The following is an 18,128-nucleotide window of genomic DNA, read 5'->3' on the forward strand; positions in this document are numbered from 1 at the left end:
GTGCAGGTGCTCAACGACTGCTCGGTCGACATCGCCAAGGGCGACGTGGTCGTGGTCTGCGGGCCCTCCGGCTCGGGCAAGTCGACGCTGATCAAGACCGTGAACGCGCTGGAGCCCTTCCAGAAGGGCGAGATCACGGTCAACGGCATTGCGCTGCACGACCCCAAGACCAACCTGCCCAAGCTGCGCTCCAAGGTGGGCATGGTGTTCCAGCACTTCGAGCTGTTCCCGCACCTGTCGGTGACCGAGAACCTCACGATCGCGCAGATCAAGGTGCTGGGGCGCAGTGCCGACGAAGCCAAGACGCGGGGTTTGAAGATGCTCGACCGGGTGGGCCTGATGGCGCACAAGGACAAGTTCCCGGGGCAGCTCTCGGGCGGCCAGCAGCAGCGGGTGGCGATCGCGCGCGCGCTGAGCATGGACCCGATCGTGATGCTGTTCGACGAGCCGACCTCGGCGCTGGACCCCGAGATGGTGGGCGAGGTGCTCGACGTGATGGTGCTGCTGGCCAAGGAAGGCATGACCATGATGGTGGTCACGCACGAGATGGGCTTTGCGCGCAAGGTGGCGAGCCGGGTGATCTTCATCGACGTCGGCGGGCGCATCCTGGAGGACTGCTCGAAGGACGAGTTCTTCAACCACCCGGAGAACCGGCAGCCGCGCACCAAGGATTTCTTGAACAAGATCCTGCAGCATTGAGTGCAGATTCGGATCCGAATTTGGATTCGAAAGTAAGATAGGTTTTCTTGTACTGGACGTGGGGTTCCGAGATGGCTGTCGAGTCGCAAACTGGTGAGCTCGTATTGTCGGCAGATTCGGTGACGAGCGCGCTGCGCGACATGATCCTGTCCGGCTCGATGGGCATCGGCGTGCAACTGAAACAGGAGGCACTCGCCAAGCGCTTCGGCGTCAGCCGGATTCCCGTGCGCGAAGCGCTCAAGCGGCTGGAGGCCGAGGGACTGGTGGAGCACACGCCCCATCAGGGCTCCATCGTCGCCAGCCAGTCCGTGCCCGAACTGCTCGAAACCCTGGACATCCGGATCGGCCTGGAAACGCGCGCACTGAAACTGGCGATCCCGATGATGAAGGCCAGCGACCACAAGGCCGCTCGCGAGATCATGGCGAAGTACGACGCGAGCGATTCCCCTCTCGAATGGGCGGAGCTCAACCTCGAGTTCCACCTGTGCCTCTATCGCGCCTGCGGGCGGCCGAAGCTGCTCCGGATGATCGAGGAAATCGTGCGCAGCATCGGCATCCATCTGCGCGCCCAGCAATCCTACAAGGCGGGCCGGAAGTCCCCGCAATCCGAGCATCGCGAGATCCTGAAGGCTTGCGTGGCGAAGGATGTCGGCCGTGCGATCGAACTGCTGGAGCAGCACATCGAGCATACGCAAAAGGCCCTGCAGGACGACTAGGAAGCGCGACGCCATGGTGGCAACGGCAGAATCCGGCATGCCTCACCGTCCGCTGGCACCTGGATCACGTCAGACCCAAAGGAACTTTTACGGACTCCGTGCGGTCCGAGAACCTCACCGCAACAGAACTCCGCGCCATGTGATCCTGCAAGCCTCCCTCAAGAACTTCCGCATCCGGCACGCCCTTGGCGCATCGGGACGCGGCGCCCTATTTCTTGCCAGGAGCCTTGCATGGCCGACTCCCTCAAAAATTCGTACACGGCGGTCGTCCCCGCCTCGATCGATGCGCCGCCGGCGCCCGCCGGTTTCTCTGTTTCTCTCCGGCGCTTGAGCGTTTCATTGCCCGATGGCAGGTCGCTGTTCCACGACCTGAGCGCCGAATTTCGCGCGGAACGCGTCGGACTCGTGGGACGCAACGGCGCAGGCAAGAGCGTTCTGGCCAAGGCCATGGTGGACCTGGTCGCGCCGAGCTCGGGGCGGGTGGTTCGCTGCGGCAGCGTCGCCTATGTGCCGCAGGACGTGTCTGCCGCGGAACACGCAACCGTTGCTACGGTCGCCGGATTGGCGCCTGTTTTCGACGCGCTCTCGCGCGTCGGGACCGGCGGTGCCGAGCTCCGGGACTTCGCCTTCCTGGACGGGCGCTGGGATGTCGAGCTCGGGTTCCGGCAGGCGCTTGCCGAGGGCGGGCTCGGTCATCTGCAGCCGATGGATCCGGCAGGCCACCTCAGCGGCGGCGAGCTGACCCGGGTGGCCCTGATCGGCGCGCTCCTGTCCGGCGCCGACGCGCTGGTGCTCGACGAGCCGACCAATCACCTCGATGCCGCGTCGCGACGCTGGCTGCGCACGCGGCTGGCGCAGTGGCAAGGCGGCGCCATCGTGGTCAGTCACGACCGCGAACTGCTCGAGACGGTCGATCGCATCGTCGAACTCGGTCCGAATGGGCTGAGCAGCTACGGCGGCAACTTCACGCTCTATGCGCAGCAGCGCCAACAGCAGGCCGCCGCGGCAAGCGCTGCGCTGCACCATGCCCAGGCCGAGAAGAGGGCCGGCCTGCGCGCCCTGCAGGCGCAGCATGACGCGCGGCAACGGCGCGAAGCCCGCAACAACCGCGCGGCCAAGTCCGCCAACCTGTCGGGCCTCCTGCTGGGCCGGATGAAGGACGGTGCGCAGGCTTCGTCGGGCAGAGACAAAACGCGCGGCAGCGAGGCGGCCGCCAGGCTGGCCGGTTCGGTACGGCAGGCGCTGGAGCGCGTCGATCGGGCCTCCGCCGTCGCCTTGATGCTGCCGGCAACGGCCGTGGCCGCCAGCAAGCGCATCGCTGCACTGGAGGAGGCGACACCGCCGTTTCCTCCGGACTCGGCTGCGCTCTCGCTGACCCTGGTCGGTCCGATGCGGATCGCCGTCCAGGGCCCCAACGGCTGCGGCAAGACGACGATCCTGAGAATGCTGGCCGGCGAGACCACGCCGCTTTCCGGGCGCTGCAGCGTCGATGTCCGCCGCGCCTGGCTGGACCAGCGCGCGCAATCCCTGTTGCCGCGTCACCAGTCCGTGCTGGAGCGTCTGCAGCAGCTGGAGACGCCGCTGGCGGAGGGCGTGCTGCGCAGCCACCTGGCCTGGCTCGGCCTGGGCGCCGCACAGGTGCGCATTCCGTCGGGCCTGCTGAGCGGAGGCGAACGCCTGAAGGCTGCGCTCGCATGCGCGCTGTGGGCCAGGGAGCCGGCGCAGTTGCTGCTGCTCGACGAGCCCACCAACCATCTGGACCTCGATTCGATCCAGGCGCTGGAGCAGGCCCTCTCGGGCTATCCGGGCGCCCTGGTGGTGGTGTCGCACGATCGACGCTTTCTCGATGCCCTGGGGCTGACGCACACGCTGGAATTGAACGGCCGGAACTGGCAACTGGAGCCCCGAGCCTGACAGGGCCGCACCTGGCCAAGGGCTCGCTCACGAGCACGCACGGCCTGCGAGAGACGCAGGCCGCGCCGCGCTTGCGGCCCAGACCAGGAGCGCGACCATGCTCACGCCGGCGCCCAGGACGCAGACGCCCGGCCAGCCGCCGTGTGCATAGACAGCCGTCGACGCAAGGGCGCCCACGCCGCTGCCCACGGCATAGAACAGCATGTAGCACCCCACCAGGCGGCTGTGGGCCTCGGCAGAGCCTTGAAAGATCATGGCCTGATTGGTGACGTGCAGGGCTTGGCAGCCGACGTCGAGCAACAGGATGCCGGCGGCCAGCCACCACAGCGAGGTGGACAGGAAGCTCAACGGTACCCATGCCAGCAGCAGCAGGACGAGGGCGGCCGCGCTGGTCCTCTGACCCCAGCCCCGGTCCGCCCATCGGCCCGCTCGTCCGGCGACGAACGCGCCCACGGCGCCCAGCAGCCCGAACGCACCGATGGCCGAGTGCGACAGCGCCAACGGCGGCGCGCTGAGCGGCAACGCCAGCGCACTCCAGAAGATGCTGAACACGGCGAACATCAGCAACGCCAACGTGCCCCGGACCTGAAGTACCCGGTCGGTCAGCAGCAGCGCAAGGGTCGAACGGACGAGCTGGAAATAGGACAGACGCTCGGCCGAGGCCCGCTGGGCGGGCAGCTGCCGCCAGATCAGCGCGGCCAGCGCGGCCATGACGCCCGCCGATCCGATATACACGCCGCGCCAACCGACCAGGTCGGCGATGACCCCCGACCAGACCCTCGCGAGCAAAAGCCCCACGACCACGCCGGCCTGCGCGGCCCCGACCACGCGACCGCGCTCGCGAGGCGTCGCGACGCTGGCCGCGTAGGCAATCATCCCTTGCGTCATCGCCGTGCCCAGAAGTCCCACCGCCAGCATGCCCGCCATCAGACCGAAGGTGCTCCGCGCCATGGCGACGCCGGCGAGCGCAACGACCAGGGCCATCATCTGCAGACGGGCGAGCCGGCGGCGGTCATGCTGGTCGCCCAGCGGCACGAGCAGCAGCAAGGCCAGCACGGAGCCCGCCTGAGTGGCCGTCACGACGCCGCCGACAGCACCCAGCGAAACGCCGAACTCCGCCGCCAGCCGGTCGAGCAAAGGCTGTGCGAAGTACACGTTGGCGACGCTGACGCCGCTGGTACAGGCAAAGAGAGCCACCAGCTTCCGCGGCATGGCGACCGCACGGTTCGACAAGTTCTCAAGCATGGTTCATTCTGGTTTCAAATTAAAACTAGCCGAGGTTAGTCCGATTGGTTTTAAAATGCAACCAGATGCGGCGCTGTTGTCGCACGAAGGTGGTATCGATGGCTGAGCGCAAACGCATGAACACCGCAAGCTGCCCCGTCGCGCGGGCGCTCGACGTCATCGGCGACCGGTGGTCGTTGCTGATCGTGCGAGACGCCTTCGACGGCGTGAGTCGGTTCGGCGACTTTCAATCGAGCCTGGGCGTGGCTCGCAACATTCTGTCGAGCCGGCTCAAGGCGCTGCTCGACGAAGGTGTCCTGGAGGTTCAACCGGCCTCCGACGGCACGTCCTATCAGGAATATGTGCTCACGCCCAAGGGGCAGTCTCTCTTTCCCGTCATCGTCGGGTTGCGCCAATGGGGCGAGGGCAACCTCTTCCGCCGCGGTGAACGCCATTCGCGGCTTGTCGAACGAGGCAGCGGCCGGCCGGTCGCGCCGCTGGAAGTCAGGAGCACCGACGGACGCCAGCTTGCGTTCGACGAATGGGTCGTCGTCAAAACGCCGGGCTGAAGCGCGGGCGCGTGCGACCGTGCGGGCCGGCACACGCGCCGCCTTGCACCAAGGTGCCGACCCGGATGCCCCGACGGCCGATGGGCAGCGCGCGCCGCTTGGCCTATCGTGGGGAGCAAACTGCCTGCCGTGACCTCGCCCGCCATCCCTCTTCCACCCGATGCCGCGGACGCCCGGCTGTTCGACGGCGGGCCGCCGATGCGCCTGCTGCGGCTCTGGGGGCGCTTCGATCCCGAGCATCGGCACGTCTGGCGGCGCTGCCTGGTGGTCGTCGCCATCGGCTGGCTGCCGCTGCCGCTGCTGGTGCTGGCGCTGATCGCGCGGGCCGATGGCCAGGAAGCGGTGTGGCGCGCATTCATGCAGGATGCCTCGGCGCATGTGCGCCTGCTGGTGGTCGCGCCGCTGCTGGTGCTGGCCGAAGCCGTCTGCATTCCGCGGCTGGGAGATCTGGCGCACTCGTTTCGCAGCCGCGGCGTGGTGCCGCCCTCGGAGGGTCAGGCCTACGACGCCATCGTGCGTTCGATCATCCGGCTGCGCGACGGCTGGCTGGTCGAGGCCCTGGCGGTGGTGCTGGCCTTCGTGGCGGCCCTGCTGCTGGTGCGCTATGTGCCCACCTCCTTCCTGCCGAACTGGCACCGCGGCGCCCCGGAGGCGCCGCTCGGCCGCTCGCTGGCGAGCTGGTGGCATGCGCTCGTCAGCCTGCCGATCCTGCTGATCCTGATGCTCGGATGGTTCTGGCGGATCTTCCTCTGGGCCCGCTACCTCTGGCGGGTGGCGGGACTGCGGCTGCGCCTGATCGCCGCCCATCCGGACGGTGCCGCCGGGCTGATGTTCGTGAGCCATTCGCTGGGCGCGTTCTCGATCCTCGGCGTGGCCATCGGCGCGCTGGTCGCCGCCACCGAACTCGCCCACGTGCTCGCGGGCGGGCCGGGCAGCCCCGAGCAGCTCTCCCGCGTGGCGCTCGGCACGGTCGTGGCGGTGCTGCTGGTTTTTACTGCGCCGGTGCTGGTCTTCGGCGGACACCTGTTGCGGACCTGGCGGCTCGGCAGCGTTCGCTATGGAACGCTGTCGCAACGCCTGGGCGAGGCCCTGGAGCACAAGTGGATGAGCGGCCAGCCCGGCGACGACAGCGTCGACCCGCTGGCGACCGGCGATTTCTCCGCGGTGGTCGATTTCTACCAGACGGCATCCAATGCCTATTCGATGCGCCTGACGCCGATCGACCTGCGCAGCCTGCTGGTGCTGGGCGTCGCCACCGCGCTGCCGTTCGGGCTGGTCGCTCTGGCGCTGGTGCCTTTCGACAAGCTGCTGGACCAGGTGGTCGGCGTCTTTCTCTAGCCTCACCAAAGGGCAACCGGCGCTACCCGAACAGGCACTTCCCAAGCGCCGACCGATGGCGCAGGATGACGATTGCCGAGATGGCATCGGCGAGCGAGACCCGAGGCACCACCATGAATTCGAACTCCAAGGCCGGTGAAGAGCTGTCCAAGAGCTTCGAGGAAGGCTACAGCGAGGAAATCCGCGGGCTGGCGGCGTTGCAGGTGATCGGCATTGCCCTGCTTGCCGCGCACGGCATTGCGGACGACAAGCTCAACCTGTCGTTCCGCGGCTTCGTGCACGGCTGGCTCAAGGAGCGTGGTGTCGACGAGGAAGAGTTCCAGCGCGCCGTGACGGCGTTGGAAGAATTGCTGGACTACACCGACATCCCGTCCATCCTCCGGCACTGAGGCCCTAGAGCCTATTCAGGCCCTAGCTCGTGCCTCGCCGGTAGAAGGCCAGCGAGCCGGCCAGGGCCAGCAGCGCGGCGCCGCAGGAGCGGTCGAGCCAGAGGACCGCGCGCTGGCGCAGCAGCCTGACGGCGCGGGCGCCGACCACCGCGTAGCCCAGCATCACGACGAAGTCCAGGCCGGCGAAAACCAGGCCGATCGCGAGGTACTGGGGCCATTGGGGCGCCGCCGCATCGACGAACTGCGGCAGCAGCGCCGAGCAGAACAGGTAGCCCTTGGGATTGGTCACCGCGACCAGGAAGGACCTCGCGAAGATGCGCCTCGGCGTGGCGCTGCCTCGGCCCGCTTCCAGCTGCGAAAGATCCAGGCCTCCCTTGGAGCGCAGCAGCCGCAGGCCGAGCCACGCAAGATAGGCCGCGCCGACCCATTTGACGACGGAGAACCAGAACTCCGAGGCGGCGAGCAGCGCGCCCAGCCCGAGCGCGACGGCGCCCACCAGCACGAAGTCCGACAGGACCGCGCCGAGCATGCCGGGCAGGGATTGGCGCACGCCATGGCGCGACCCGTTGGCCAGCGCCAGCAGCACCGTCGGGCCCGGTGTCGCGATGGCCACGAAGGCCACCAGCGCGAAGACGAGAAGGGTCGAGACGTTCATGGTTTCAGTCCGTGAATGGGATCCCCAAGGGGACGCAGGCTAGCACTTTCGCGCGGGCTCCGAGATCAGGCAGCGACCGAAGCCCGGGTGCGCCGCGCGAGCAGCCACATCGCAATCCCCAGGAGCAGTGCCCCGATCCATTGGCGCGGCAGCATCGGCTCGTTCCACAGCAGCCACATCAGCAGGGTCGCCACCAGGGGCTCGATCAACGTGCCGATGACTGCCGCGGTGGGTGACAGCCGCCGCGAACCCCAGGCAAACGCAAGGTACGCGACCGAGGTCGTCAGCACGCCGGTGTAGGCAACGCCGAGCCAGTGGCCGGCATCGGTCGGCCAGGTCAGGCCCTGTGCGCTCGCGAGCAAGGCCATGACGACGGCCGCGGTGGTCATCCCCCACGTCGATGCGGCCACAGGCGACACGGAGGCGGGCATGCGGGCGTTGCACAGCACCACCGTCGCATACAGCGCGGCCGATGCCAGCGACCAGGCCAGCCCGGCCCCGTGGCGGGGTGCGAGCTGCCATCCGTCGACCGGCAAGACAATCCATGCCACGCCGAACAACGCGAGCGCCAGCGCGCCGAACAGCCGGCGGCTGGCCGGCTCGTAGCCGCGCAGCACCGACACCATCGCCACGATCACCGGTGCGCAGCAGATCGAGATCACCGTGGGAATCGCGGCGCCCAGGTGGGCGACGCCTTCGAACCAGCAACTCACATTCAGTGCCATCGCCAGCCCCGCGCCGAGCATCAAGCCCTGCTGGCGCCGCGCCAGATCGCGCCAGCGCGCCGATGTGCCGGCCGCCGCCCGCAGGTGCCACCACCACAGGAGCGGCAAGCCGAGCGAAAAGCGCGCGAGCGCCAGGCTGTACGGCGAAATGCCGCGTTCGATCAAATGCTGCGCCACAAGGGCCCCGCCACCCCACAACACGCCCGCGGACAAGACGCCGCCCCACGCGAGCCGCGCTCCATTCAAGACTTTCATGATGTGCATACCGTCGAGTGCCCGGAAGAACGGGCACGTTGATCCCGTGCTCAGGCCATCGCAGGGACGGCCTGAGCCCTCTGCTGCGCCGAAGGGGCGCGGATCAGAGGGAAGGGGGCGGGGGAGCGCAGCGACGGAAATGCATGGCGAATGTTAGCCTGGCGGCACGGGGGCTGCGCGGGATTTTGGGGGGTGCGCCTCGACGCTGAAAGCCGCCATACTGGGGTTCTCTACGAATGGAGGTCGAAGATGGCCCAGCATGCAATTACCGCCGTTCACTACGAGGGCGACAGGATCGATCTTGTCGCCATTCATGCGGTCGTGGACAAGGAACTCGGCTCGACAGGGCTGGCCCTTGGCACGGCGCAGCGGATCAGCATGGCGGAATGCGTCAATCTGATTGCTGCCGGTGAGGAGGTGTGTCTCGCGCGGCGAACGGAAGACCATGCCTGGGAAATCATTTGCGACGTTGAACTCCTGCCGGGCGGAAAAGGCATCACTGGCGTCGACCTTGTGGACCGCCCCAACGATGCCTTGCAGAACCTTCCGACATGGGGCTAGGCGCAGGAGTTGCCCTTTCGGGCAGCGAAGTTGCCCCTTGCCCTGATGTACAGATGGCGTTGGCGAGATGACCATCGCCTGGCGAACCAGACCACCGATTCGACGAGCCGCTGCCTGGCTCGCCGGCCATTCCGAGCGGAGGGGAGCCGTTTTCCGGATGCGCCTGTCATCGGGGTGAATCCGCGAATCAATGGAGCGCAACGGCGCGACTGTGCGCGGGGTCTGGCGTTCGCACGGCCACGCAGCTTGCCTGCACCTTTCAATTCTTCTCATGCAAAGGAAAAGATATGGCGGCGAAGAAACCCAACATCCTGATTCTTTGGGGTGACGACATCGGCTTGTGGAACATCAGCCATTTCAGTCGCGGAATGATGGGCTACCAGACGCCCAACATCGACCGCATCGCGGCAGAAGGGGTGACCTTCACCGACTACTACGCGCAGCAGAGCTGCACCGCGGGGCGCGCCTGCTTCATCACCGGCCAGAACCCGATCCGCACCGGCCTGACCAAGGTCGGCATGCCCGGCGCCACCGTCGGCCTGCAGAAGGAAGACCCGACCATCGCCGAGCTGCTGAAACCGCTCGGCTACGCCACCGGCCAGTTCGGCAAGAACCATCTGGGCGACCGCGATGAATTCCTGCCCACCGTGCATGGCTTCGACGAATTCTTCGGCAACCTCTATCACCTGAACGCCGAGGAGGAACCCGAGCTTCCCGACTATCCGAAGGACCCGGCATTCAAGAAGCAGTTCGGTCCGCGCGGCGTGCTCCACTGCGTCTCGGACGGCAAGGGCGGGCAGACGATCAAGGACACCGGCCCGCTGACCAAGAAGCGCATGGAAACCATCGACGAGGAGATCACCGACGCGGCCCTCTCCTGGATGGAGAAGCAAGCGAAGGCGGACCAGCCCTTCTTCCTCTGGTACAACTCGACGGCCATGCATTTCCGCACTCACGTTGCCGAAAAGAACCTCGGCAAGAGCGGACAGGATCCCTACAGCGACCGCATGGTCGTCCACGACGAGCAGATCGGCCAGATGCTCGCCAAGCTCGACGAGCTGGGCATCGCCGACAACACCATCGTGATGTACTCGACCGACAACGGACCGGAGAACGACACCTGGCCGGACGGCGCCAACACCCCGTTCCGCGGCCAGAAGGACTCCAACTGGGAGGGTGGCTGGCGAGTGCCGTGCTTCATGCGCTGGCCAGGGAAGATCAAGGCCGGCTCGGTGCTGAACGGCATCGTCTCCCACATCGACATGTTTCCGACCTTGCTTGCGGCGGCCGGCAATCCCGATGTGACCGAGCAACTCCTCAAGGGTTGCAAAGTGGGCGACAGGAAGTTCAACGTCCATCTCGACGGCTACAACCAGATTCCCTACCTGACCGGTGCCGCGAAGGAGAGCGCGAGAAACGTCATCGTCTACTTCAGCGATGACGGGGAGGTGATCGCGGTGCGGGTCGGCGACTACAAGTTCCATCTGGCGGAGCAGCGCGCCGACACGATGAGGCAATGGGCCGAGCCGTTCGTGAAGCTCCGGCTGCCGTACATCATGAACCTGCGGCGCGACCCGTTCGAGCGAGCCCCAGTGAACTCGAACACCTACCTGGACTGGATGGTCGATCACGTGCCGCAGATGTACCAGATGCAGGCGGTGATCGCGGCGCAGATTGCGGACTTCGCCAAGTTCCCGCCACGCCAGAAGCCCGCGTCGTTCAACCTGGACGCGGTACTGGCCCAGGTGTCGGGTCACGGCAATTCCTGAGCTCGATGCTGGATGCCGACCGGGTGGCGCGGGAGGTGAACGCTTTTTACGAGCGTCATCCCTACCCGCCTCCGGTCGATGATCTGGAGCGCTACCGGCAATCGTGGAACGAGGATCGGCGGCGCGCCGAGGCCCATCTGTTCTGGCCGGACGAACCCTATCGCGAGGATCGGACCATCCTGGTCGCCGGCTGCGGCACCTCCCAGGCCGCCAAGCACGCGATGCGGTGGCCTCGCGCGAAGGTGGTCGGCATCGATGTCAGCGCGACCGGCATCGAGCAGACCGAACGGCTCAGGCGCAAGCACGGCCTCGACAACCTCGAGCTCCGCCAACTCCCGGTCGAGCGTGCATCTGAATTGGGGCGCACGTTCGACCACGTGGTCTGTACGGGCGTCCTGCACCATTTGCCGCACCCCGACACGGGCCTGCAGGCCCTTCGCGACGTGCTGGCGCCGAACGGTGCCATGCACCTGATGGTCTATGCGCCCTATGGCCGAGCCGGGGTGTATCTGCTGCAGGACTACTGCCGCCGGCTCGGCATCGGCACGACCGCCGATGAGATCGAGGCGCTCGCGGCGAGTCTTCGGGCGTTGCCGCCGGATCACCCGCTGATGCCGCTGCTGCGCAGTGCGCCCGACTTCAAGGATCAGGCGGGACTGGCCGATGCGCTTCTCCACCCCCAGGACCGCGCCTACTCGGTCCCGCAACTGTTCGAATTCCTTCGTGCGGGTGGCCTCAGGTTCGGCCGCTGGTTGGGCCAGGCGGCCTATCTGCCCCAGTGCGGGGCCCTGGCATCCTCTGCACATCTGCCGCTGCTGTCCCGGCTCCCGGTGGAGGAGCAGTACGCCGCAGTCGAACTCTTCCGCGGCTCGATGGTCCGGCACAGCGTGGTGGCGTACCGCATCGAACGACCGGATCACGAGCGCGTCGATTTCAAGGGCGATGCCTGGCTGGACTTCGTGCCCCTGCGCGCACCAGACACGGTCGTGGTTCAGGAACGACTGCAGCCGGGTGCTGCGGCGGTGCTGATCAACCGCCACCACACCTACACCGACCTCTACCTGCCGATCACCGCCCAGCAGAAGAAGCTCGTCGATGCCATCGACGGCAAGCGCTCCATCGGCGAGATCGCGCCGGAGCATGCGCTGCGCCAGGTTGCGCGCGTCTTGTTCGAGGGGCTCTGGTGGTACGACCAGGTGGTGTTCGACCTCTCGCGGACGCGTGTCGAGGGGCGGATGTGACGAGTACCGGGAAAGCGCGCGCCATCAACTCTTCTTGCCTTTCCGGGTCGGCAGCATCATGCCGCTGAACAGCATGTCGATGACCCGCTCGGCGTGCTGTTCCGCAGCCTGGGGCGTCATCGGGTCGGTTCCGTAGAGCTTCTTGATCAGGTGCATTGACGACTGCGTGGCCGTCAGCACGCTGGTCATCATCACGCTCGCGTATTCGCGCGGGTAGGACTTGATCAGGCCGGCCTGGTGGCACTCCGCGATCAGCCCGTCCACCATGTCGTGGAAGGGGCGCATGTAGGTCTCCACCAGCCAATCCAGCCTCGGCCCGGACTGGGCCACCTCGCGCAGCACCAGCAGGTGCGCCGTGGGGTGCCGCACGTTGATGATGGCAAAGGCGCGCAGCGCATCGCGCAACCGCGAAAGCGGATCGTCCACGTCGGCGTGGGTGCGCACCGCATCGAGAGATTGGGTCGCCTCCGCATAGGCCTCCTCGACCACCGCGCGCCAGAGCCCGTTCTTGCCGCCGAAGTGGTAGTTCAGCAATGGCTGCTTCACGCCGGCCCGCTTGGCGACCGACAGGACCGAGGCGCCGTCGAAGCCGCGTTCGGAGAATTCGATGACAGCGGCATCCATCAGGCGCCGGCGCCCGGAGGCATCGGCTGCGGGGGGGACTGCGTCCGCCTTGTCGGCGCGTTTCAGAGCGGGCGAGCGGCTGGCAGCAGCAGGCGCGCGCTTGGCTCTGTCGGGTGTCTTGCTCATGGGGGCGGGCTGCTGAAAAGGCCGATTGTCACGCAGGAGCACCGCGGTGAGGCGGCGCTTGCCAAGCGCCCTGCAGGGCTGCGCGAAGCTGTTTGTTTTATATAAGTATAAATACCAATCCCAATGAGATTTATACAAATATAAAGTCCCGGTTCGCAAGACCGCCGTCCACCGGTTCTGAACTCCAAAGGCAATGCCATGACGAACCCCACGGGCAAGTTCCCGATTCCTTCGCCCGACCCGCAGGCCCGTCCGCCGGCCAAGCTCGCGCACCTCGTGCTCGCCACGCGCCAGTTCGATGCGCAGATCCGCTGGTGGACCGTGGTGCTGGGGGCGCGCATCGTGTTTCGCAACGAGATGCTGTGCTTCATGAGCTATGACGACGAGCACCATCGCATCGCGCTGATCAACACCCCCGCGCACGGCGCCCGCCCGCCCGAGAGCGTGGGCGTGCACCACGTGGCCTTCACCTACGCCACGCTCGACGACCTGCTGCACACTTACGACAGGCTCAAGGGCCACGGCATCCGCCCCTCCTGGTGCATCAACCACGGCCCGACCACCTCGCTGTACTACCGCGACCCCGAAGACATGCAGGTCGAGCTCCAGGTCGACAACATGGACAGCGCCGAGGAACTGGACGCCTGGTTCCGCTCGGGCGCCTTCGCCCGGAACCCCATCGGCGTGGAGTTCGATCCGGAAGTGCTGCTGGCCCGCCATCGTGCCGGAGAGCCCGGGCTGCGCGGCCCGTACGCCACCTGAGCCGCGCACGGAACCATGCAGCCGCAGGCCGCGGCCCACGCGGCCCCGCTTTTCCGCAACCCATCCATCGTTTGGAGATTCAAGGATGACGACACAACCCGTGGCGCCGGAGGCGCTCGACCAGGTCTTCCGATCTGCCCGCACCTTCAATCGCTTCCTCGAGAGGCCCGTCGGCGACGAGGACCTGAAGCGCCTGTACGAACTCGCCGTGTGGGGGCCGACCTCGGTCAACTCGCAACCCGCGCGCTACGTCTTCGTCAAGAGCGCGGCCGGCAAGGAAAAGCTGAGAGCCGCCATGTTCCCGGGCAATGCCGAAAAGACCGTGGCGGCGCCCGTCACGGTCATCGTCGCGCAAGACACGCGCTTCTATGAACTGTTGCCTCGGCTGACCCCGATGAAGGACGCGCGCGAAATGTTTGCAGCCCAACCGCCGCTGGCCCAGGAGACCGCATTCAGGAACAGCAGCCTGCAGGGGGCCTACCTCCTCATCGCCGCACGCATGCTGGGGCTGGATGCCGGGCCGATGAGCGGCTTCGACGCCGCCAAGGTCGACGCTGCCTTCTTCCCCGATGGGCGCTGGCGGGCCAACTTCCTGGTCAACCTGGGCTATGGCGATCCCGCAGGAAACCATCCTCGCGGGCCTCGCCTGGCCTTCGGCGAAGCGGCCGTCATTGCCTGAGGGCAGCGGCGGTGAACAGGTCAATCCAGTTTGAGATGCAGCGCCTCGATCTGGGCCTTGGCGCTTTGCCGCTTGACCTTCAGAAACTCGGCGAAGGCGGCCGGGGTGCTGGCGACGGGCACATACCCGAAGGGCTCTCCCACCTTCTGCTGGAATTCGTCGGACTTCAGGATGACCTCGACATCCTTCTGGATCCTGGCCACGATCGCCGCGGGTGTCCCGCGCGGTGCCGCCAGGCCCGCGAAGGTGCGCAGGTCGATCTCGGGATAGCCTGCTTCCGCGAACGTGGGAGTGGCGGGCAGCGACTTCTGCCTGCGCGCGCCGCTGACCGCCAGCACCCGCAGGCGTCCGCTTTCCACATAAGGGGCGGCCGTGAACACGCCCGCGATGAGCGTGCTGACGCGGCCCGTGACCAGGTCCTGCATCAACTGCGGCCCCACCTTGTAGGGCACATGCTGCATGTCGATATCGAGCGATCGCCGAAGGCTTTCCATGGCCATGTGGTTCGGTCCACCGGCGCCGGTCGAGGCGTACATGTAGTCGGCCCCCTTGCCTTGGACCAGGCCGACGAACTCGCGCAGGGTTCGCGCCGGAAGGTCGCCCGGCACGATCACGCAGAACGGCGCTTCGTAGAGTTCGCTGATCGGCAGCAGGTCGCGCTCGGCATCGAAGGGCAGCTTGGAGAACAGGTACTGGTTGTTCGCGAAGTTCGCCTCCGTACCCACGAACAGGGTATAGCCGTCCGGCGCCGCCTTGGCGACGGTGTTGCCGGCAATGATCTCGCTGGCGCCCGGCCGGGTGTCCACCAGCACCGGCTGCTTCCAGGCCAGCGCCAACTTGTCCGCCATGAACCGCACGGCGGCATCGAGGGGCGCGCCAGGGTAGGCGTGGACGATCTTGACCGGTTTCTCCGGGTACTCGGCGAACGCGCCGGGGCTCAGGACCGCAAGGGTCGAAGCGAGCAGGGCCCGCGCAATGGCGTTGCGCGGCGAGCGTGGAAAGCGAATGGACGTCATGACTGCTAGGGAATGTCGTTGCGGGGAGGGGCCGGGCTCAGAGGGCTTTTGCTTCGTCGGTGACGCGCGCTTCGATCGCGCCCAGCCTTTCGATGTCGATCCGGACCACGTCGCCATCGCGCAGGTAGAGCGGCGGGCGATGCCCCAGCCCCACCCCCGCCGGCGTGCCCGTGAAGATCACGTCGCCCGGTTCCAGCGTCATCACCTGGCTCAGGTGCGCGATCTGCGCAAAGCAGTTGAAGACCATGTGCCGGGTGTTCGAGTCCTGCCTCATGTCGCCGTTGACGAAGCATCGGATCGCCAGGTCGTGCGGGTCCGGAATCTCGTCGGCGGTCGTGATCCAGGGGCCGAAGGGTGCGTGGGTGTCGAAGGACTTGCCGAGAAACACCTGGCTCGTGCGCAGCTGCCAGTCCCTGGCACTGACGTCGTTGCCGACGCAATAGCCGAAGATCACCTCGGGCGCCCGCGCCAGCGGAACGTGGCGGCATCTCTTGCCGATCACCATCACCAGCTCCGCCTCGTAGTCGAGCGCGTCGCTGACCCGTGGTCGCTGGATGGGATCGAAGGGGCCGTTGACCGCGGTCGACGGCATCGAGAACCAGATCGGGTCGGTCGGCGTGGGGGCGCCCGTTTCTGCAATGTGGTCCGCGTAGTTCATCCCCGTGCCCAGCAGTTTCCCGGGGTTGGGGATGGGCGCGCAGAGACGTACCGCCTGCTGCGGGAAGTCGGCCGACCCGCTGTCGGCAAGGCAGCGTCGCAGCGGCGTTTCCCAGCGCTGCCACTGCGCGATCAGCGTTTTGAGGTCGGCCGGCAGATCGGGCAGGCGGCTGGCCAGGTCCACGATGCCGTCTGCGCGCAGTGCGCCAACCCGTGGATGTCCGGCGGGGTCGTGGAAGGTGAGAAGTTTCATGGTCGAGCAGAAGGAGAGGCCGTTGTGTTCATTGCAGATCCGGATCGAAGATCGCCACGATCCGGCGTTTCTGGATCCTCCAACTCGCACCCGTTTGCAGGTACTCGTCGTGGTACTCCGCCACGATGGGAAGCGGTGTTTTCAGCGGGGGCTGACCATCGCTGAACTGCTTGAAGCAGACCACGTAGCAGACCCCCTTTGCGGTGTGGCCGGCGTGGGCGAGCAGCTGGAAATTGCTGCAGATGTGGCGCGTGAGCATGGTGCCCGGGCGCGCGCGCAGAGACTTCTCGATCTCCGCGATGCCCCGGGCTTCGCCTGCCGGGGTGGCCACGATGGCATCCGGGGCGAAGGTGCCAAGGGCTCTCGCATGGTCGTGCGAGTCCAGCGCATTGAGGAACTCGACGCAGAGTCGATTCAACGACAGTTCGACCTGCGTGTCGGCGCCGTGTGGCGAAGCCGCGTGCGACACGTTGGGGTCGGGTGCGAGGGCATGAGGCTGCATGTGTCCTTACTCATTGGAGAGCGTGCAAGCACGCGACCAGACAACTATGGAGCCGCATCGATGCAGCGAAAAGCGCAAAGGGCCGTATCGTGAGACAAGCGACAGAAATACCTGGCCGGCCTGCCGGTGGCGTCCAGAGCCTCGGGCGTGCGATCTCCCTGCTCAGGATCGTCTCGACCATGAATGCCTCCGGCCTGCGCTTGTCGGACCTGGTCAGTGCCAGCGGCCTGCCCAAGCCGACCGTGGCCCGCCTGATGGCGGAACTGCTCGCCAGCGGGCTGGTGATGCGCGATGCGCAACGCCGCTTTCGGCTGGGGCCGCTCACGCACGAACTCGGTGTGATTTCCCTGATGAATTTCAGATTGCAGGAGCTGTGTCGCCCGTCGCTTGCGGCCCTGTCGGAGGCGACGGGCGAGACCACCTACCTCAAGGTGCGCAGTGGGTCGGACGTCTTTTGCCTGGATCTCGCCACCCCTGAACGCAAGCGCAAGGCCCGGACGTCATGGCGGGGAAGCCGCGCGGCTTTGGGCACCGGAGCTTGCGGCCTGGCGCTGCTCAGCTTCATGCCCGAGACCGAGCGCATCCACGTGATTCGGCAGCATGCCCCGCACGCGCCGGCGGGCGCCGCGGCGTACATGCGAGCGTTGAGCGAGCGCATCGAACAAACGCGCGTCACCGGCTATGCGTTGAGCTCGGACGATGTCTACGCCGGCATGTCCGCCATCGGTATTCCGGTTTTCGATGGCGCCGGGCGGCCCATCGTGGCCCTCAGCGTTTCGCTGCCGACCGCCGAACTGAACCCTCGCTCCAGGGACCGGGTGCTCGCCGCATTGTCTGAGCAGGAAGGTCTGCTGCGGCGCACGCTGCGCCAGAGCGGCGTTCACGAAACTTGAATCCCTCGCAAGAAACAAGCGTTCCTGGCAGCCGCTGCGCTTCAACGGCCATGACTCAGGCCGCACCGCACCAGGTGATCCGGCCAGGTGACAAGGCGGCCGATCTCTCCTGAAGGCAGGGCCTCGATCAGGCCATGCAGGAGCTGCGCATAGCTGGCGAGCGGCAGCCGGATCATGAGGCGCACGCGGGGCGCGTCGCTCTCCTGCGAACCGCGGTCGTTCAGCAGGGGTTCGCTGCGGACCACGCCGGCGTCGGCGCATCGCGCCACGAGTTGGCGGACGCTTCGCGCGTCGCTGGAGGCAACGGCGACATCGAGCACGTGAAACGCAGTGGCGTTCGCCGCCTGCGTTCGACCAGGGTGCTCACGGTATGCGGCGTAGGCCACGTCTTGCTTCCTTGTTGTAGCGACGCTTACAGCGTCTTGGTCAGGATCAGGATGAAGCGGGTGGCGTTGGGCGAGAAGGTGGTCTGGCCGATGGGTCCGATGGGCGAGGGGATGCCCGGGCTGACGACCAGGTTGAACGCGCTCTGCTCGTTGCCGCCCTGGATATAGCCGCCGA

20 protein-coding genes are annotated in these 18,128 nt (G+C 66.8%); 12 read left to right on the plus strand and 8 right to left on the minus strand.

Annotated features, from left to right (window positions below; translation table 11 throughout):
• From AB4Z46_RS33950 to AB4Z46_RS33960, 3 genes are all read left to right on the plus strand, one after another.
• The gene (locus AB4Z46_RS33950; protein ID WP_442287953.1) at positions 1-699 is read left to right on the plus strand and encodes an amino acid ABC transporter ATP-binding protein; all 699 of its coding nucleotides are present in this window, start codon (positions 1-3) and stop codon (positions 697-699) included.
• Between the two features lie 71 nt (positions 700-770).
• Positions 771-1,415 (plus strand): GntR family transcriptional regulator, encoded by a 645-nt coding sequence (locus AB4Z46_RS33955; RefSeq protein WP_442287954.1) that lies wholly within the window; start codon positions 771-773, stop codon positions 1,413-1,415.
• Between the two features lie 231 nt (positions 1,416-1,646).
• On the plus strand, positions 1,647-3,329 hold the full coding sequence (locus tag AB4Z46_RS33960) for an ABC-F family ATP-binding cassette domain-containing protein (RefSeq protein ID WP_442287955.1): 1,683 nt from the start codon (positions 1,647-1,649) through the stop codon (positions 3,327-3,329).
• 27 nt (positions 3,330-3,356) lie between these two features.
• Here the strand turns inward: AB4Z46_RS33960 and AB4Z46_RS33965 are convergent, their stop codons facing one another.
• Positions 3,357-4,574, minus strand: a complete 1,218-nt coding sequence (locus tag AB4Z46_RS33965) for an MFS transporter (RefSeq protein WP_442287956.1) — start codon at positions 4,572-4,574, stop codon at positions 3,357-3,359.
• Between the two features lie 98 nt (positions 4,575-4,672).
• On the opposite strand from AB4Z46_RS33965, the gene AB4Z46_RS33970 reads away from it, so the two are divergent.
• The 3 genes from AB4Z46_RS33970 (at position 4,673) to AB4Z46_RS33980 (ending at position 6,849) form a co-directional block, all read left to right on the plus strand.
• Positions 4,673-5,122 carry a winged helix-turn-helix transcriptional regulator gene (locus AB4Z46_RS33970; RefSeq protein WP_442287957.1) on the plus strand — a complete coding sequence of 150 codons (450 nt, stop codon included), beginning with the start codon at positions 4,673-4,675 and terminating at the stop codon, positions 5,120-5,122.
• A gap of 129 nt (positions 5,123-5,251) precedes the next feature.
• Positions 5,252-6,460, plus strand: coding sequence for a hypothetical protein (locus AB4Z46_RS33975; protein ID WP_442287958.1), 1,209 nt, complete (start codon positions 5,252-5,254; stop codon positions 6,458-6,460).
• Positions 6,461-6,573: 113 nt separating this feature from the next.
• Positions 6,574-6,849, plus strand: coding sequence for a hypothetical protein (locus AB4Z46_RS33980; protein WP_442287959.1), 276 nt, complete (start codon positions 6,574-6,576; stop codon positions 6,847-6,849).
• 22 nt (positions 6,850-6,871) lie between these two features.
• Here AB4Z46_RS33980 and AB4Z46_RS33985 read toward each other — a convergent pair whose 3' ends face one another.
• Together AB4Z46_RS33985 and AB4Z46_RS33990 are read right to left on the minus strand one after the other, a co-directional pair.
• The gene (locus AB4Z46_RS33985) at positions 6,872-7,504 is read right to left on the minus strand and encodes a LysE family translocator (protein WP_442287960.1); all 633 of its coding nucleotides are present in this window, start codon (positions 7,502-7,504) and stop codon (positions 6,872-6,874) included.
• A 65-nt stretch (positions 7,505-7,569) separates the two neighbouring features.
• A complete protein-coding gene (locus tag AB4Z46_RS33990; RefSeq protein WP_442287961.1) occupies positions 7,570-8,484 on the minus strand; it encodes a DMT family transporter in 915 nt (304 codons plus the stop codon).
• A 249-nt stretch (positions 8,485-8,733) separates the two neighbouring features.
• Between AB4Z46_RS33990 and AB4Z46_RS33995 the strand changes: the two genes are divergently transcribed.
• The 3 genes from AB4Z46_RS33995 to AB4Z46_RS34005 all read left to right on the plus strand — a co-directional run bounded on the left by AB4Z46_RS33995 (position 8,734) and on the right by AB4Z46_RS34005 (position 12,055).
• The gene (locus AB4Z46_RS33995) at positions 8,734-9,045 is read left to right on the plus strand and encodes a hypothetical protein (RefSeq protein WP_442287962.1); all 312 of its coding nucleotides are present in this window, start codon (positions 8,734-8,736) and stop codon (positions 9,043-9,045) included.
• A 287-nt stretch (positions 9,046-9,332) separates the two neighbouring features.
• On the plus strand, positions 9,333-10,814 hold the full coding sequence (locus tag AB4Z46_RS34000; protein WP_442287963.1) for an arylsulfatase: 1,482 nt from the start codon (positions 9,333-9,335) through the stop codon (positions 10,812-10,814).
• Between the two features lie 5 nt (positions 10,815-10,819).
• Entirely contained in the window at positions 10,820-12,055 is a 1,236-nt protein-coding gene (locus AB4Z46_RS34005; RefSeq protein WP_442287964.1) for a class I SAM-dependent methyltransferase, read from the plus strand.
• A 24-nt stretch (positions 12,056-12,079) separates the two neighbouring features.
• Here the strand turns inward: AB4Z46_RS34005 and AB4Z46_RS34010 are convergent, their stop codons facing one another.
• Entirely contained in the window at positions 12,080-12,805 is a 726-nt protein-coding gene (locus tag AB4Z46_RS34010; RefSeq protein ID WP_442287965.1) for a TetR/AcrR family transcriptional regulator, read from the minus strand.
• Positions 12,806-13,003: 198 nt separating this feature from the next.
• On the opposite strand from AB4Z46_RS34010, the gene AB4Z46_RS34015 reads away from it, so the two are divergent.
• Together AB4Z46_RS34015 and AB4Z46_RS34020 are read left to right on the plus strand one after the other, a co-directional pair.
• Positions 13,004-13,567, plus strand: coding sequence for a VOC family protein (locus tag AB4Z46_RS34015; protein WP_442287966.1), 564 nt, complete (start codon positions 13,004-13,006; stop codon positions 13,565-13,567).
• 85 nt (positions 13,568-13,652) lie between these two features.
• Entirely contained in the window at positions 13,653-14,246 is a 594-nt protein-coding gene (locus AB4Z46_RS34020) for a malonic semialdehyde reductase (RefSeq protein ID WP_442287967.1), read from the plus strand.
• A 20-nt stretch (positions 14,247-14,266) separates the two neighbouring features.
• Here AB4Z46_RS34020 and AB4Z46_RS34025 read toward each other — a convergent pair whose 3' ends face one another.
• From AB4Z46_RS34025 to AB4Z46_RS34035, 3 genes are read right to left on the minus strand one after another with little or no spacing between them, the layout of a single operon-like run.
• A complete protein-coding gene (locus AB4Z46_RS34025; protein ID WP_442287968.1) occupies positions 14,267-15,262 on the minus strand; it encodes a Bug family tripartite tricarboxylate transporter substrate binding protein in 996 nt (331 codons plus the stop codon).
• Positions 15,263-15,299: 37 nt separating this feature from the next.
• Entirely contained in the window at positions 15,300-16,172 is an 873-nt protein-coding gene (locus AB4Z46_RS34030) for a fumarylacetoacetate hydrolase family protein (RefSeq protein ID WP_442287969.1), read from the minus strand.
• 28 nt (positions 16,173-16,200) lie between these two features.
• Positions 16,201-16,674 carry a nuclear transport factor 2 family protein gene (locus tag AB4Z46_RS34035; RefSeq protein ID WP_442287970.1) on the minus strand — a complete coding sequence of 158 codons (474 nt, stop codon included), beginning with the start codon at positions 16,672-16,674 and terminating at the stop codon, positions 16,201-16,203.
• Positions 16,675-16,763: 89 nt separating this feature from the next.
• On the opposite strand from AB4Z46_RS34035, the gene AB4Z46_RS34040 reads away from it, so the two are divergent.
• On the plus strand, positions 16,764-17,567 hold the full coding sequence (locus tag AB4Z46_RS34040; RefSeq protein ID WP_442287971.1) for an IclR family transcriptional regulator: 804 nt from the start codon (positions 16,764-16,766) through the stop codon (positions 17,565-17,567).
• Between the two features lie 41 nt (positions 17,568-17,608).
• Here AB4Z46_RS34040 and AB4Z46_RS34045 read toward each other — a convergent pair whose 3' ends face one another.
• Complete coding sequence (locus AB4Z46_RS34045) at positions 17,609-17,953, minus strand: hypothetical protein (protein WP_442287972.1); 345 nt, start codon at positions 17,951-17,953, stop codon at positions 17,609-17,611.
• Between the last annotated feature and the right edge of the window lie 175 nt (positions 17,954-18,128).

The sequence above is a fragment of the Variovorax sp. M-6 genome (assembly GCF_052114385.1).
Lineage (GTDB): Bacteria > Pseudomonadota > Gammaproteobacteria > Burkholderiales > Burkholderiaceae_C > Variovorax.

What these genes read in the sequence shown, in the direction of transcription:
- AB4Z46_RS33955 (WP_442287954.1), top strand. Translation starts at nt 771, where the DNA reads ATGGCTGTCGAGTCGCAAACTGGTGAGCTCGTATTGTCGGCAGATTCG.
- AB4Z46_RS33960 (WP_442287955.1), top strand. Translation starts at nt 1,647, where the DNA reads ATGGCCGACTCCCTCAAAAATTCGTACACGGCGGTCGTCCCCGCCTCG.
- AB4Z46_RS33965 (WP_442287956.1), bottom strand. Translation starts at nt 4,574, where the DNA reads ATGCTTGAGAACTTGTCGAACCGTGCGGTCGCCATGCCGCGGAAGCTG.
- AB4Z46_RS33970 (WP_442287957.1), top strand. Translation starts at nt 4,673, where the DNA reads ATGGCTGAGCGCAAACGCATGAACACCGCAAGCTGCCCCGTCGCGCGG.
- AB4Z46_RS33980 (WP_442287959.1), top strand. Translation starts at nt 6,574, where the DNA reads ATGAATTCGAACTCCAAGGCCGGTGAAGAGCTGTCCAAGAGCTTCGAG.
- AB4Z46_RS33985 (WP_442287960.1), bottom strand. Translation starts at nt 7,504, where the DNA reads ATGAACGTCTCGACCCTTCTCGTCTTCGCGCTGGTGGCCTTCGTGGCC.
- AB4Z46_RS33990 (WP_442287961.1), bottom strand. Translation starts at nt 8,484, where the DNA reads ATGAAAGTCTTGAATGGAGCGCGGCTCGCGTGGGGCGGCGTCTTGTCC.
- AB4Z46_RS33995 (WP_442287962.1), top strand. Translation starts at nt 8,734, where the DNA reads ATGGCCCAGCATGCAATTACCGCCGTTCACTACGAGGGCGACAGGATC.
- AB4Z46_RS34000 (WP_442287963.1), top strand. Translation starts at nt 9,333, where the DNA reads ATGGCGGCGAAGAAACCCAACATCCTGATTCTTTGGGGTGACGACATC.
- AB4Z46_RS34005 (WP_442287964.1), top strand. Translation starts at nt 10,820, where the DNA reads ATGCTGGATGCCGACCGGGTGGCGCGGGAGGTGAACGCTTTTTACGAG.
- AB4Z46_RS34010 (WP_442287965.1), bottom strand. Translation starts at nt 12,805, where the DNA reads ATGAGCAAGACACCCGACAGAGCCAAGCGCGCGCCTGCTGCTGCCAGC.
- AB4Z46_RS34015 (WP_442287966.1), top strand. Translation starts at nt 13,004, where the DNA reads ATGACGAACCCCACGGGCAAGTTCCCGATTCCTTCGCCCGACCCGCAG.
- AB4Z46_RS34020 (WP_442287967.1), top strand. Translation starts at nt 13,653, where the DNA reads ATGACGACACAACCCGTGGCGCCGGAGGCGCTCGACCAGGTCTTCCGA.
- AB4Z46_RS34025 (WP_442287968.1), bottom strand. Translation starts at nt 15,262, where the DNA reads ATGACGTCCATTCGCTTTCCACGCTCGCCGCGCAACGCCATTGCGCGG.
- AB4Z46_RS34030 (WP_442287969.1), bottom strand. Translation starts at nt 16,172, where the DNA reads ATGAAACTTCTCACCTTCCACGACCCCGCCGGACATCCACGGGTTGGC.
- AB4Z46_RS34035 (WP_442287970.1), bottom strand. Translation starts at nt 16,674, where the DNA reads ATGCAGCCTCATGCCCTCGCACCCGACCCCAACGTGTCGCACGCGGCT.